This window comes from Micromonospora sp. SL4-19, assembly GCF_047921475.1.
Lineage (GTDB): Bacteria > Actinomycetota > Actinomycetes > Mycobacteriales > Micromonosporaceae > Micromonospora.
Genome location: NZ_JBLROB010000001.1, coordinates 259,056 through 273,080, shown reverse-complemented (window position 1 = coordinate 273,080; position 14,025 = coordinate 259,056). Strand labels below are relative to the sequence as shown.

The following is a 14,025-nucleotide window of genomic DNA, read 5'->3' as shown; positions in this document are numbered from 1 at the left end:
GAGCGGGTAATGGATCGGATCGAGCGGGCGCGGGAGCTGTACGAGGAGGCGGTGTTCGGCGGCAGGGGTGCCGCGCTGGCCACCGCCGACCGGACTCTGGACGCGGTCGAGGCGGATCTCGCGCTGGCGCGGGGCCGGGTGCTGCACGCGCGCTACCTGGAGGAGAAACTTGAGGACCCGCGGGAGCTCGAGCTCTTCGAGCGGGCAGCCGAGTTTTACGAGCGGCTCGGCGACCCGCGCGGTGAGGGGGAGGCCCGGTTCTGGGTGGGCTGCGTGCACCAGGTGATCCGCGGCGACGAAGAGGCGGCAGCTCCGGCCTTCGCACGCGCCCGGGAGTTGGCCACGCTGGCCGGCGACCGGGTGACCCTGTCGTACGTGCTGCGGCACCTCGCGTTCCTGGACCGCGCCGCTGGCCGGCTCGACGTGGCCAGGGAAGGGATGGAGGAGTCGACCCGGTTGCGCCGGGAGGCGGGGTTCCTGCCCGGCGTGGCCGCGAACCTGGTCGCGCTCGGCTACCTCGCCGCCGAGCAGGGGCACCTCGACCGGGCGCTTGCGATGGTCGACGAGGCCACGGCGGTCGCCGAGGCCTCCGCAGCGCGCGCCATCGTGCGGTGGGCTGAGGAAGCACGGGCAAACCTCTCTCCGCTGAGCAACTGATCTGCTGGCTACGGTGGGCGGGTGACGGGTACGCGGAAGGATCAGGTCCCGTACGTGCCGCCTGCGGACGTCGCGGAGGCGCTGCGCGTACAGGAGGAGCTGCGGTCGCGGGTGGACCTGGTCGGGCCGGGCCCGACCGCGCCCGCGACGGTGGCGGGCCTGGACGTCGCGTACGCGGAGACCGGTGACCGGTTCGCAGCGGCCGTGACGGTGCTGGACGCCGCCACCCTGGCGGTGGTCGACGAGGCGGTCAGTGTGGGCCGGCCCGCCTTCGGGTACGTGCCGGGGCTGTTCGCGTTCCGCGAGCTGCCGGCGCTGCTGGCCGCCCTGGACCGGTTGACCGTCCGCCCCGAGCTGCTGGTCTGCGACGGGCACGGGCTGGCGCACCCGCGCCGGTTCGGGCTGGCCTGCCATCTCGGACTGGTCACCGGCCTGCCCGCGATCGGGGTGGGGAAGACGCCGCTGGTCGGCGAGTGGGCGGAGCCGGGACCGGAGCGGGGTGCCTGGACGCCGCTGCGTGACGGCGGTGAGGTGGTCGGCCGGGTGCTGCGTACCCGGGGCGGGGTCAAGCCGGTGTTCGTCAGTGTCGGCCACCGGATGAGCCTCGCCAACGCCGCCGACCGGGTGCTGTCGCTGACGCCCCGGTACCGGCTGCCAGAGACCACCCGGACGGCCGACCGGCTGTCCCGGCGGGCGCTGGCCTGACCGCCGGTCCGGCGTGTCGCGGCGCACATGCTGAGCGCTCGATGGGCGGGTACCACTCCGAGCCGGTAGTAGCCTGACCCGGCGGACCCCGTCGGGGTGGGAACGGTGAGGTGGAGATGTCGGTGAGGCGGCACGCGGCGCGGCTGGCCACGGTCAGCGTGATGCTGGGTGGCCTGGTGACCGTGGGGGCGGCCCCGGCGCTGGCCGCCGAGGACCGGGTGCACGTTCGCTCGGCGAGCACCTTCACGGCCGGCGGGTCGCCGGGCATCGTCGCGATCGAGGTGCGCAAGCGCACCGACGGCTGCGTTCTGCTCCGCACTGGTCTGGGGATGCGGCTCGACGGCGTCCGGCCCGACCAGGTCCAGGTGGAGGTCAACACCGGTGGACGGTGGGTGCCCGTCGGGGTGTCCGGCGGTGACGGCGGGGTCGCCACGGCCCCTACCTCGCCGGCCGAACCGACCCTTTGCAAGGGCAAGGGGAAGACGGTCCGCTACCGGGTCGCCTTCCTGGCCGGCGCGCCGGGCGGTCGGCTGACCGTGGTCGGCGAGGCGTCCGCGGCGTCGGGCCGGTCCCTCGGCCGGGCGGACACCTCCGCCCGGGTGGTCGGTGGGGCGAAGGCAGCGAGCCCGACGCCGACCCCGACGCGGAAGCCGTCCCCGACCCCGAGCGCAGCCGCCCTGCCGAGCGACCCGCCGGCCGCCGCGGCCGCCGCGGTCGGCCCGGCCGTCGGGTCCAGCGCCGCTGCCGCCGACTCGTCCTCCGGAGGTTCCCCCGTCATGTGGTTCGGTATCGCCCTGGTGCTCGTCGGCGCCGCCTTGATCGTGTTGCTGGTCCGGCGCAACCGCGCGGACAAGGTCGACGAGTACACCGCCGTCCACCCGCAGGTCCCGCTGTCGCGGAACGCGGGTGGCACCACGTACCGCTCGGGGGCTCCGGCGGGTCAGGTGTACGGGCAGCAGCCGCCCACCCCGACCGTCTACGGCACCGCCACGCCCCGCCCGACCGGCAGCGTGTACGGCGCTCCCGCCGCCACGGCCGACCGTCCGGCGGGCGAGCCGCCGGCGGTCCCCGGCGGCGACGCCACCAGCATGCTGCCCAGCTGACCCGGGGCCCGGCCGGTCGCCGCGGGTTACGGTGACGGTGTGTGGCGGCGACCTACCCGAGTCGGCGCCCACGAAAGCCGGTGGGCGCCGACGGCATCGAGATGATCTCGCTCTGTGGCGCGGTGCCCGCGCCGGTTCGCCGATAAGATCGCGTGCGCCGGACGGCACCGCCGACCGGTGAGACCGCATACGTGGAAGGAGCCGCGCCGTGGCCCTGGACCCGCAGTTGCTCGAGATCCTCGCCTGCCCGGACACGCACCACGCCCCGCTCGACTACGACCCGCAGGCGCAGACGCTGACCTGCACCGAGTGCGGCCGGATCTTCGAGGTTCGCGACGACGTGCCGGTGCTGCTGCTGGACGAGGCGCGCGGCGGACCCGTCGCGGACGACGCGCGCGGCGGCTCCGGGCCGCAGCGGTGATGGAGGGTACGGCCGGAGTCAGCGGGCACCGGCACGCCGACGAGTCGCTGCTGGACAACCCCGATCGGCTGGCCGAGCAGGACCCGGGCGGCATGCTGCGGTTCACCGCTTCCGGGGGCGCCCAGGTACGCGAGTCGGCCGCGCTGGCCGCCGAGGCGAACCTGAGTGTGCTGGCCGACGAGGGGCGCCCGCGCGCGGTGGTCATCGCGGGCATCGGCACCGCCGGGCGTACCGGGGACGTGCTGGCCACGGTGGCCGGGCCGCGCTGCCCGGTGCCGGTGATCCCGCACCGCAGTGCCGGTGTGCCGGGCTGGGTGGGCGCGGCGGACGTGGTGATCGCGGTCAGCGCCTCCGGGCGTAGCCCCGAGGCGCTGGGCGCGGCCGAGGCCGCGCACCGGCGGGGCGCCCGCCTGGTCGCCGTCGGCGCCCCGGATTCGCAGCTCCAGTCGGTGGCCGAGCGGGCCCGGGCGCCGTTCATCCCGGTGCCGCGGCGGGCCCCGGCCCGAGCCAGCCTCTGGGCACTCACCGTGCCGGTGCTGCTCGCCGCCCGTACGCTCGGGCTGGTGAAGGTGAACGAGGCGGACCTGGCCGAGACCGCGGCCCGGCTGGACGCCGACGCCGACCGGTGCCGCCCCACCGCCGAGTCGTTCGTCAACCCGGCGAAGTCGCTGGCCCTGGGCCTGGCCGGGTCGATCCCGATCGTCTGGGGCTCGTCCCCGCTGGCGACAGTGGCCGCCCGCCGGTTCGGCGACACGCTGTCGGCGAACGCCCGCTACCCGGTGGTGACCGGGGCGTTGGGTGAGGCAGGGCGGGGCCGGGTCGGCCTGCTCGACGGCGTCTTCGGCGGGCTGGCAGAGGGGCAGCGGGACATCTTCGCCGACCCCGACGAGACCGCCGGCGGCGCCACCCGGCTGCGGCTGGTGCTGCTGCGTGACGGCGGGCTCAACGCGGGGGACGACACCGATGAGCCGCTCGCCGTGGAGGAGCGGCGGGCCGACGCGGTGCAGACCCTGGCCGAGCGGCGCGGGGTGCGCTGCGACGTGGTCACCGCCGAGGGTGGCTCCGCGCTGGAGCGGCTCGCCTCGCTGATGGCGGTCCCGGACTTCGCCGCGGTCTACCTCGCCCTGGCCCACGGGCTGGATCCGATGGCCGTCCCGGCCATCACAGAGATGAAGGAGCTGGCGAACCAGTGAGCGGACGCAGAGGGCGGGCCGGCGAGCCCGCCGGTGCGGCGACCCGTATGGGCCGGAGCGGGGTGGCCGCGTGAGCGCGAACGGTGGGACGAGGGCGATCGTCGCCGCTCTCGCGGCCAACATCGGCATCGCCGTCACCAAGTTCGCCGCGTTTCTGCTGACCGGCTCCTCGTCGATGCTGGCCGAGGCGATCCACTCGGTCGCGGACTCCGGCAACCAGGGCCTGCTGTTGCTCGGCGGCCGGCGGGCCAAGCGGGTGGCCACCCCGCAGCACCCGTTCGGCTACGGCCGGGAGCGCTACATCTACGCGTTCATCGTGTCGATCGTGCTGTTCAGCATCGGTGGGCTGTTCGCGCTCTACGAGGCGTATCACAAGTGGTCGCACCCACTGGCGATCACCAAGTGGCAGGCGGTGCCGGTGATCGTGCTGGTGGTCGCGATCGCGATGGAGGGCTTCTCTTTCCGTACCGCCATCAAGGAGTCCAACCAGATCCGAGGCAGCCAGTCGTGGGTGAAGTTCATCCGGCGGGCCAAGGCGCCCGAGCTGCCGGTGGTGCTGCTGGAGGACTTCGGCGCGCTGGTCGGTCTGGCCTTCGCGCTCTTCGGCGTCGGCATGACGCTGGCCACCGGCAACGGCAAGTGGGACGCCCTCGGCACCGCGATGATCGGTGTGCTGCTGGTGGCCATCGCGATCGTCCTCGCCATCGAGACCAAGAGCCTGCTGCTCGGTGAGGGCGCCGAGGCGACGGAGGTGTCCGCGATCGAGCGGGCGGTCACCAGCGGCCCGGAGGTCGAGCGGATCATCCACATGAAGACGCTCTACCTGGGCCCGGAGGAGCTGATGGTGGCCGCGAAGATCGCCGTGCCGCCGTGCGAGACGGCCGAGGACCTGGCCCGGGGCATCAACGCCGTCGAGGCCCGGATCCGTGCCGCCGTGCCGATCGCCCGGGTCATCTATCTGGAGCCCGACATCTACAGCGCGGCGGCGGACCGGGCCGGCACCGGTGCCGCCTCGCACACCGCTGTGTCGCAGCCCGACGAGTCCGGACCGGGCGAGACGGCCGGGCAGCCCGGGAGCTGAGCGTGGAGCTACTGCAGGGCCGGATCCGGGACTACGCCTGGGGCTCCCGTACCGCGATCGCCGAGCTGCAGGGGCGTCCGGTGCCGAGCGACGGGCCGGAGGCGGAGCTGTGGCTGGGCGCCCATCCGGGTGCCCCGGCGACGGTGGACCGGGACGGCAGTCCGGTCAGCCTCACCGAGCTGTTGGTCGCCGAGCCGGCGCACTGGCTGGGGGAGCGGCTCGTCGGCCGGTTCGGTATCCGGTTGCCCTTCCTGCTGAAGGTGCTGGCCGCGGAGACCCCGCTGAGCCTGCAGGCCCATCCGGATGCCGAGCAGGCCCGGGCGGGGCACGCGGCCGACGGTGAACGGGTGAACTACGTGGACCCGTACCACAAGCCGGAGCTGCTGGTCGCGCTGTCGGAGTTCGACGCGCTCTGCGGGTTCCGCCCTCCGGCCGAGTCGGCGGCGGCGATCGCCGCGTTCGGCGTACCGGCGTTGGATCCGGTGGTCGCGGCGCTGCGGACCGGGCCGGCGGGGCTGCGGGAGGCGGTACGCCTGCTGCTGAGCTGGCCGAAGGCGGAGCGGGCCGGACTGGTGGCGGACGTGCTGGCGGCGGAGGTCACCGGTGCGGACGCGGCGCTGGTCCGCGGCCTGGCGGTCGACTACCCGGCCGACCCGGGGGTGCTGGTGGCGTTGCTGCTGCACCACGTCCGGCTGGCCCCTGGCGAGGCGATCTGGATGCCGGCGGGCAACCTGCACGCCTATCTCCGGGGCGCCGGCGTGGAGATCATGGCGGCCAGTGACAACGTGCTGCGCGGCGGCCTCACGCCGAAGCGGGTCGACGTGGACGAACTGCTGCGGGTGCTGCGGTTCGAGGTGCTCGCCGAGCCGGTGGTCGCGCCGGTTCCGGTGGCGCCCGGGGTGGTGACCTGGCCCGTGCCGGTCGAGGACTTCGCGCTGCACCGGGTCGAGGTGGCGGCCGGCGGTCCCGGGACGCGGCTGGCGCTACCGGGCCCGCGCGTGGTGCTCTGCCGCGCCGGCAAGCTCGCCGTGGACGACGGGGTGAGCAGTGTCGTCCTTGGGCCCGGGCAGGCGGCGGTGGGCACCGCCGCGGCCAGCGGCCCGCTGGTCATCGGCGGCGAGGGCGAGGCGTTCGTCGCCACCTGCGGCCTGAACTGACCCGGCCGTTTCCCGGCACGGCGATCGACCATGCCCTGACGAGTCCGACTTTCCCGAAATGGCTTGACGCGATCCTTGCTCGGTGTGACTCTATGAGTACGCAGCGTTGTCGCGACGAAGTCCGGTAACGCGCGGGGAACCAAACCGGGGGGATGCACGGGGCGGCCGGGCCGTGGGCGGAAAGTCCGTTCACGACCGACCGCCCCGTGCGCTGTCCGCCGACCGCGGGCCGTCCGTCCTCGGCCAACCGGGCACGGCCGAAGAACTCCACGCGCGTAAGGTGGAAGGCTGCGCAGCACTTCGTCCGACAGGAGCTTCCATGACCAGCACCCTCCCGGCGGCCCCCAGCGGCGCGTCGTCCGGAGCCCGGCCGAGCACCCTCGCCGAGGGCGACTACAAGGTGGCGGATCTGTCGCTCGCCGAGTTCGGGCGCAAGGAGATCCGGCTCGCCGAGCACGAGATGCCCGGGCTGATGGCGATCCGGCGCGAGTTCGCCGACGCCCAGCCGCTCGCCGGCGCCCGGATCACCGGCTCGCTGCACATGACCATCCAGACCGCCGTCCTGATCGAGACCCTGGTCGCGCTCGGCGCGCAGGTCCGCTGGGCGTCCTGCAACATCTTCTCCACCCAGGACCACGCCGCCGCCGCGATCGTCGTCGGCCCGAACGGCACCCCCGAGGCCCCGGCCGGCGTCCCGGTGTACGCCTGGAAGGGCGAGAGCCTGGAGGAGTACTGGTGGTGCACCGAAATGGCCCTGACGTGGCCGGACGGCTCAGCTGGCGATGCCGGCGGAGCCGGCGGTGGCCCCAACATGATCCTCGACGACGGCGGTGACGCCACCCTGCTGGTGCACAAGGGCGTCGAGTTCGAGAAGGCCGGCGTCGTGCCGCCGGTCGAGTCCGCCGACTCCGAGGAGTACGCGGTCATCCTCGGGCTGCTGCACCGCTCGCTCGCCGAGGACGGCCAGCGGTGGACCCGGATCGCCGCCGGCATCAAGGGCGTCACCGAGGAGACCACCACCGGCGTGCACCGGCTCTACGAGATGCACCGCGCCGGCACCCTGCTCTTCCCGGCCATCAACGTGAACGACTCGGTGACCAAGAGCAAGTTCGACAACAAGTACGGCTGCCGCCACTCGCTCATCGACGGCATCAACCGGGCCACCGACGTGCTGATCGGCGGCAAGATGGCCGTCGTGCTCGGCTACGGCGACGTGGGCAAGGGCTGCGCCGAGTCGCTGCGCGGCCAGGGCGCCCGGGTCGTGGTGACCGAGGTGGACCCGATCTGCGCGCTCCAGGCGGCGATGGACGGCTACCAGGTCGCCACCCTGGACGACGTGGTCGAGCAGGCCGACATCTTCGTTACCGCCACCGGCTGCTTCAGCGTCATCACCAACGAGCACATGGCCCGGATGAAGCACCAGGCCATCGTCGGCAACATCGGCCACTTCGACAACGAGATCGACATGGCCGGCCTGGCCAAGCGCTCGGACGTCACCCGGGAGAACATCAAGCCGCAGGTCGACCTGTGGAAGTTCGACGACGGCCACGCCATCATCGTGCTCTCCGAGGGCCGCCTGCTGAACCTGGGCAACGCCACCGGCCACCCGAGCTTCGTGATGTCCAACTCGTTCGCCAACCAGACCATCGCCCAGATCGAGCTCTACACCAAGACCGACGAGTACCCGATCGGCGTGTACGTGCTCCCCAAGCACCTGGACGAGAAGGTCGCCCGACTGCACCTGGAGGCGCTCGGCGCCAAGCTGACCACCCTCAGCAAGGAGCAGGCCGCGTACCTCGGCGTGGCGCAGGAGGGCCCGTTCAAGCCGGAGCACTACCGGTACTGAGCCACGTTTGGAGGGGACCGGGGTCGGCCGCCGCGCGGCCGTCCCGGTCCCTTTCGCGTACGCGGGCGCCCGCCTCCTCCGGCGCTGCGCGCCGGCTCCCGATGGTCGGGTGGGTCGACCGACCCTGGTGACCTGCGCCACCAGCGGGAGCAGCGGGAGCGTCCACCTGCTGTTCTGCCGGGTGACGTTGCCGCGAACGACTTGACGCGATGCCCGATCGGGGGGAAGGTATGGCTGCCCTAACTTAACTGAGGCGTGCCTAACCAACGACGGAGTACCGATGTTCGCCACGTACCTGATCGGCCTGCGGGAGGGCCTGGAGGCGACCCTGGTGGTCAGCATCCTGGTCGCGTTCCTGGTCAAGTCGAACCGCCGCAACCGACTGCCGCACGTGTGGCTCGGGGTCGGTCTCGCCGTGGCCCTGTCGGTGTTCTTCGGCTGGGTGATCGAATACACCTCGACCGCGCTGCTCAACACCTCGAAGCAGCGCGAACTCTTCGACGCCGTCACCTCCGTCGCCGCCGTGGTCTTCGTCACCTTCATGATCTTCTGGATGCGCAAGGCCGCCCGGAGTATCGCCGGTGAGCTGCGGGGCAAGCTCTCCGACGCGCTCGCCGTCGGCGCGTTCGCCGTGACCGGGATGGCCTTCCTCGCCGTCATCCGCGAGGGCCTGGAGACCGCACTGATCTTCTACTCCGCCGCCGAGAGCGCGGCCGGAGGCGCGGGCCGCGGCCCGCTGCTCTCGCTGATCGGCGGCATCGCCACGTCCGTGGTGATCGGCTTCCTGCTCTACCGCAGCGCCCTCAAGCTCAACCTGGGCAAGTTCTTCACCTGGACCGGCGCGCTGTTGATCCTGGTCGCCGCCGGCATCTTCAAGTACGGCGTGCACGACTTCCAGGAGGCCGGCCTGGTGCCCGGCCTGAACAACCACGCCTTCGACATCTCCTCGGTGCTCGACCCGAGCAGCTGGTACGCGACCCTGCTGAGCGGCATGTTCAACATCACCGCCACGCCGAGCGTGCTCGAGATGGTCGCCTGGGTGGCGTACGCGGTGCCGGTGATGCTGCTCTTCCTGCGCAAGCCGGGTAAGCCGGCGGCCCCGGCCAAGCCGGCCGCGGCGGCGAAGTCGGCCACCGAAGCACCCGTCAGCCCCGTGCAGCCCGCCTGATCGCCCGTTTCCGAGGAGACACAGCCCGATGCGTACCACCCGATTCGTCGTGCCCGCTGCCGCCGGGGTGCTCGTCGTCGCCGGCCTGGCCGGTTGCAGTGGCGACGACAAGAAGGACGCGAAGGCCGGTGGGTCGATCGTGGTCAAGGCCACCGACACCGCCTGCGAGGTCGGCACCACCGAGGTCGAGGCCGGGCAGGTGACCTTCGCGGTGACCAACTCGGGGTCCAAGGTCAACGAGTTCTACGTCTACGCCGCCGGTGACCGGGTGATGGGCGAGGTGGAGAACATCGCGCCCGGGCTGCGCCGCGAGCTCCGCGTCGAGCTGTCCGCCGGGACGTACGAGACGGCCTGCAAGCCCGGGATGAGCGGCCGGGGCATCCGGGGCGCGCTGAAGGTCAGTGGCACCGCCGCGACCGTCGCGCCCGACGCCGCGCTGAGCCAGGCCACCGAGAGCTACCAGCGCTACGTCAGGAGCCAGACCGCCGCGCTGCTGGCCAAGACCGAGGAGTTCGCGGCCGCGGTCAAGGCCAACGACGTGGCGAAGGCCAAGGCGCTGTATCCGGTAACCCGCACCTACTTCGAGCGGATCGAGCCGGTCGCGGCGAGCTTCGGCGACCTCGACCCGAAGATCGACGGCCGCGAGGAGGTCGTCGAGGAGGGCATGGAGTTCACCGGCTTCCATCGGATCGAGAAGGACCTCTGGACCAGCGGCGACATCAGCAAGGACGGCCCGATCGCCGACCAGCTGGTCACCGACGTCAAGGCCCTGGTCGCGAAGGCCAACGCCGAGAAGCTCACCCCGCTCCAGCTCGCCAACGGCGCCAAGGGGCTGCTCGACGAGGTCGCCAGCGGCAAGATCACCGGCGAGGAGGAGCGGTACTCGCACACCGACCTCTGGGACTTCAGCGCCAACCTGGAGGGCTCCAAGGCAGCCATCGCCGCGCTGCGCCCGGCGCTGGAGCAGCGCTCGCCCGAGCTGATCAGCCAGCTCGACACCGAGTTCGCCAACGTCGAGGCTGCTCTCGGCAAGCACCGGGCCGGTGACGGCTGGAAGCTGCACACCGAGCTCACCAAGGCCGAGCTGAAGGAGCTGTCGGACAGCATCAACGCGCTGGCCGAGCCGATCAGCAAGGTGGCCGCGGTCGTCGCCCGCTGACGACCGGACAGGGAAGCGGCGGCATGAGCGAGCGCAGCGAGCGAATCATCGGGCACAGTGCGGCCGAGCCTCATGGCGGCGCCGACCGCAGGGAGGCGGCGGCATGAGCGAGCGAATCATCGAGCAGGGCATCGGGGCCGCAGGCGCCGAGGCACCGCGGGGGGTCACCCTGTCCCGCCGGCGGGCCATCACCCTGGCCGGCGTCGGCGTGGCGGGCGTGGCCGGGGTGGCGGGCGCCGCGGGCGCGCTGGCCCGCGGCGGCGACCATGCGGCGGCCAGCGACACGGCCGCCGGAGTGGTGCCCTTCCTCGGCGAGCACCAGGCCGGCATCACCACCCCGGCCCAGGACCGGCTGCACTTCGTCGCGTTCGACGTGATCACCAAGGACCGGGCGAAGCTGGTCGCGCTGCTGCAGGAGTGGACCGCCGCCGCGGCCCGGATGACCGCAGGCAAGGACGCCGGGCTGATCGGCGCGGTCAACGGCGTGCCGGAGGCTCCGCCGGACGACACCGGCGAGGCACTCGGGCTGCCCCCGTCGCAGCTCACCCTCACCGTCGGCTTCGGCCCGACGCTGTTCCGCGACGCCGAGGGCCGGGACCGGTTCGGCATCGCCGACCGTCGTCCCGCCGCCCTGGCCGACCTGCCGCACTTCGCCGGGGACGCGCTCAAGCCGGAGATCTCCGGCGGCGACATCTGCGTCCAGGCCTGCGCCAACGACCCGCAGGTGGCGGTGCACGCCATCCGCAACCTCGCCCGCATCGGCATGGGCGTGGTCAGCGTCCGCTGGTCCCAGCTCGGCTTCGGGCGGACCTCGTCGACGTCCAGGGACCAGGCCACGCCGCGCAACCTGTTCGGCTTCAAGGACGGCACCGCCAACCTCAAGGCCGAGGACGCCAACCTGCTCCGCGAGCACCTCTGGACGCAGTCTGGCGACGGGCCGGACTGGATGACCGGCGGGTCGTACCTGGTCACCCGCAAGATCCGGATGCAGATCGAGACCTGGGACCGCAGCTCGCTGATCGAGCAGGAGCAGATCGTCGGGCGGACCAAGGGCAGCGGCGCGCCGCTGGGCCGGCGCGACGAGTTCGACGAGCCGGACTTCGCCGCCAAGGGCGACGACGGGCAGCCGGTGATCGCCGAGACCTCGCACGTCCGGCTCGCGCACCCGAGCCAGAACGGCGGCGCCCGACTGCTGCGCCGCGGCTACAACTTCGTCGACGGCTCGGACGGACTGGGCCGGCTCGACGCCGGGCTCTTCTTCATCGCCTACCAGCGGGACCCGCGCAAGCAGTTCGTGCCGATCCAGACCCGGCTCGCCCGGCACGACGCGATGAACGAGTACCTGCGGCACGTCTCCAGCGGGCTCTTCGCCTGCCCGCCGGGCGTCCGCGACGCCGCCGACTGGTGGGGCCGCGCGCTCTTCTCCTGACCGGCTCGCCCGTGCCCGACGGGTCCGGCACCGGGCGTGACCGGGCCGATGGCGCGTCGATCGCTGACGCCGTAGCTGTGCATCCGGCGGTGTGTCGAGTCGCCCAGCCGTCAACGATCAGGGGCACGGGCCTGGGTCAGCGGGGCGAGTGCTCCGCCTCGACCGGAGTGGGCTGTCCGCGTACCGGATGGGGCTGGGTGGGGACGGCGGGCCGCAACAGGCTCGCGGGCGGCGCTGGCGGCACGGCCGGGGCCGGGGCCGTGGGCGGCGGGGCCAGCTCCGGCCAGAGCGTGGCGGTGACCGCCCGGGTCCGCCCCAGCCGGTACGCCGCCCGCCGGCTTCGCTCGGCCAGCACGGCGGCCAGGTACGCCGCCTCGGGCGCGGCCCACGGCGGAGGCGGCGAGGTGAGCGCGGCGACCTCGGCCCACAACTCCCGCCCCAGGCGGGTACGGTCCGGCTCGGCGAGCTGGTCCACCCGGCCGAGGTACTGCCGGACGGCCAGCGCCAACCCGTCGTCCAGTCGGGTCAGGTCGAGCATCCCCGCCCAGCCGAGCAGCGGCGGTACGGCCGGCGGGACCGGCCGCCAGGTCCCCGCGCCCCGGGTGTGCACCACCAGGGTGCCCGCCACCAGGTCGCCCAGCCGCCGGCCGCGCGGGTCGGTCAGCATCACCGTCACGCTCGCCACCCAGCTCAGCAGCGGCAGCACCAGGCCCGGCCACTCCACCGCGACGCCCACCAGGGCCCGGGTGAGCGACTGGCCGACCCCGACCGGGCCGCCGTCGGCGCGGACCACCCGCAGCCCCACCGCCAGCTTGCCCAGCGTCCGGCCACCGGCGAAGCGCTCCATCAGCACCGGGTAGCCGACCAGTACGAGGATCACCAGCACGGTCTGCAACGCGCCCCACAGGGCGGCGTCCACGGCCTCGCGCGGCAGCGCGAGCAGCGCCACCATCAGCACCGCGCCCAGCAGCAGCGCCACCGCCACCTGGGCCACCAGGTCGATCAGCAGGGCGAGCACCCGGGAACCCAGCCGGGCGGCGCGGACATCCAGCTCCACCGCCTCGCCGCTGACCAGACCGGCGTCGGCCCACCCGGCCGGTGGGGGAGGTTGCGCACGCACGCCCCCAGTGAACACTATGAGCGCCGGACGGGGGAGGCAGCAGAGTGGATCTCGACGCGTACGTGGCGGAGCACGGTGCCGAGTGGCGGCGGCTGGAGCAGTTGACCGGGCGACGCCGGCTCGACGCGGCCGAGGTCGACGAACTGGTCGTGCTCTACCAGCGGGCCGCCACCCACCTGTCCGCGCTGCGCAGCCGCTCACCCGACCCGGTGCTGGTCACCCGCCTGTCCCAACTGGTGCTCGCGGCCCGGGCCCGGATCGCCGGCCGGCCGCGGCCCTCCTGGGCGGCGGTGGGCCGGTTCCTGCTCGCCGACCTGCCGGCCGCCCTCTACCGGGCGTGGCCCTGGTGGTGCGCGGTGGCCACCGGGTTCACCGCGCTGAGCCTCTTTCTCATGTGGTTCGTCGCCGGCCACCCGGAAACCGCCGCCGCGTTCGTCGGCGAGGACGCCGCCGAGCAGCTGGTCGACTCGGGCTTCGCCGGCTACTACACCGAGTTCTCCGCGCCGACCTTCGCGTTCCACCTGTGGACGCACAACGCGTGGCTCGCCGCGCAGTGCCTCGCGTCCGGGGTGCTGGTGGTGCCGGTGTGCTACCTGCTGTGGCAGAACGCCCTGAACATCGGCGTGGTCGGCGGCGTGATGATCTCGTACGGTCGGGCCGATGTCTTCTTCGGCCTGATCACCCCGCACGGGCTGCTCGAACTGACCGGGATCTTCGTCGCGGCCGGGGTGGGCCTGCGTACCGGCTGGGCGTGGATCGCACCGCCGGCCCACCTCAGCCGGGGTCGGGCGGTCGCCGAGGCGGGCCGGTCGGCGATCGTGGTCGCCGTCGGCCTGGTCGGGCTCTTCGCGGTCTCCGCGCTGCTGGAGGCGTTCGTGACCCCGGCGCCGCAGCCGGTCGCGGTCCGCGTGGCGGTCGGCGCCACGGTCTGGTTGGCCTTCCTGGCGTACGCCCTGCTTCTCGGCCGCCACGCCGCCCGGCCCACC

General features: G+C 73.3%; 12 protein-coding genes and 1 pseudogene. 12 read left to right on the top strand and 1 reads right to left on the bottom strand.

The window, feature by feature from the left end; translation table 11 throughout:
* Window positions 1-9: 9 nt before the first annotated feature.
* The 11 genes from ACNAVT_RS01175 (at window position 10) to efeB (ending at window position 11,919) form a co-directional block, all read left to right on the top strand.
* The gene (locus ACNAVT_RS01175; RefSeq protein WP_416291940.1) at window positions 10-657 is read left to right on the top strand and encodes a tetratricopeptide repeat protein; all 648 of its coding nucleotides are present in this window, start codon (window positions 10-12) and stop codon (window positions 655-657) included.
* Between the two features lie 21 nt (window positions 658-678).
* Window positions 679-1,362, top strand: a complete 684-nt coding sequence (nfi, locus tag ACNAVT_RS01170) for a deoxyribonuclease V (protein WP_416291938.1) — start codon at window positions 679-681, stop codon at window positions 1,360-1,362.
* Window positions 1,363-1,478: 116 nt separating this feature from the next.
* The gene (locus ACNAVT_RS01165; RefSeq protein ID WP_416291937.1) at window positions 1,479-2,465 is read left to right on the top strand and encodes a hypothetical protein; all 987 of its coding nucleotides are present in this window, start codon (window positions 1,479-1,481) and stop codon (window positions 2,463-2,465) included.
* A 208-nt stretch (window positions 2,466-2,673) separates the two neighbouring features.
* Window positions 2,674-2,886: a Trm112 family protein gene (locus ACNAVT_RS01160; protein WP_416291935.1), complete on the top strand. Its 213-nt coding sequence runs from the start codon at window positions 2,674-2,676 to the stop codon at window positions 2,884-2,886.
* A complete protein-coding gene (locus ACNAVT_RS01155; RefSeq protein ID WP_416291933.1) occupies window positions 2,883-4,079 on the top strand; it encodes an SIS domain-containing protein in 1,197 nt (398 codons plus the stop codon). The genes ACNAVT_RS01160 and ACNAVT_RS01155 overlap by 4 nt, the downstream gene beginning before the upstream one ends.
* Window positions 4,080-4,149: 70 nt before the next feature.
* Complete coding sequence (locus ACNAVT_RS01150; protein ID WP_416291931.1) at window positions 4,150-5,160, top strand: cation diffusion facilitator family transporter; 1,011 nt, start codon at window positions 4,150-4,152, stop codon at window positions 5,158-5,160.
* A 2-nt stretch (window positions 5,161-5,162) separates the two neighbouring features.
* Window positions 5,163-6,317: a mannose-6-phosphate isomerase, class I gene (manA, locus tag ACNAVT_RS01145; RefSeq protein ID WP_416291929.1), complete on the top strand. Its 1,155-nt coding sequence runs from the start codon at window positions 5,163-5,165 to the stop codon at window positions 6,315-6,317.
* A 319-nt stretch (window positions 6,318-6,636) separates the two neighbouring features.
* Window positions 6,637-8,163 (top strand): adenosylhomocysteinase, encoded by a 1,527-nt coding sequence (gene ahcY, locus ACNAVT_RS01140; RefSeq protein ID WP_416291927.1) that lies wholly within the window; start codon window positions 6,637-6,639, stop codon window positions 8,161-8,163.
* A 280-nt stretch (window positions 8,164-8,443) separates the two neighbouring features.
* Complete coding sequence (efeU, locus tag ACNAVT_RS01135) at window positions 8,444-9,331, top strand: iron uptake transporter permease EfeU (protein WP_416291925.1); 888 nt, start codon at window positions 8,444-8,446, stop codon at window positions 9,329-9,331.
* 28 nt (window positions 9,332-9,359) lie between these two features.
* The gene (gene efeO, locus ACNAVT_RS01130) at window positions 9,360-10,490 is read left to right on the top strand and encodes an iron uptake system protein EfeO (protein WP_416291923.1); all 1,131 of its coding nucleotides are present in this window, start codon (window positions 9,360-9,362) and stop codon (window positions 10,488-10,490) included.
* A 103-nt stretch (window positions 10,491-10,593) separates the two neighbouring features.
* Window positions 10,594-11,919 carry an iron uptake transporter deferrochelatase/peroxidase subunit gene (efeB, locus tag ACNAVT_RS01125; RefSeq protein ID WP_416291921.1) on the top strand — a complete coding sequence of 442 codons (1,326 nt, stop codon included), beginning with the start codon at window positions 10,594-10,596 and terminating at the stop codon, window positions 11,917-11,919.
* Window positions 11,920-12,055: 136 nt separating this feature from the next.
* Here efeB and ACNAVT_RS01120 read toward each other — a convergent pair whose 3' ends face one another.
* On the bottom strand, window positions 12,056-13,039 hold the full coding sequence (locus ACNAVT_RS01120; RefSeq protein ID WP_416291919.1) for an RDD family protein: 984 nt from the start codon (window positions 13,037-13,039) through the stop codon (window positions 12,056-12,058).
* A 44-nt stretch (window positions 13,040-13,083) separates the two neighbouring features.
* On the opposite strand from ACNAVT_RS01120, the pseudogene ACNAVT_RS01115 reads away from it, so the two are divergent.
* Window positions 13,084-13,911 (top strand): annotated as a pseudogene (locus tag ACNAVT_RS01115) (stage II sporulation protein M); the annotation flags it as partial.
* Between the last annotated feature and the right edge of the window lie 114 nt (window positions 13,912-14,025).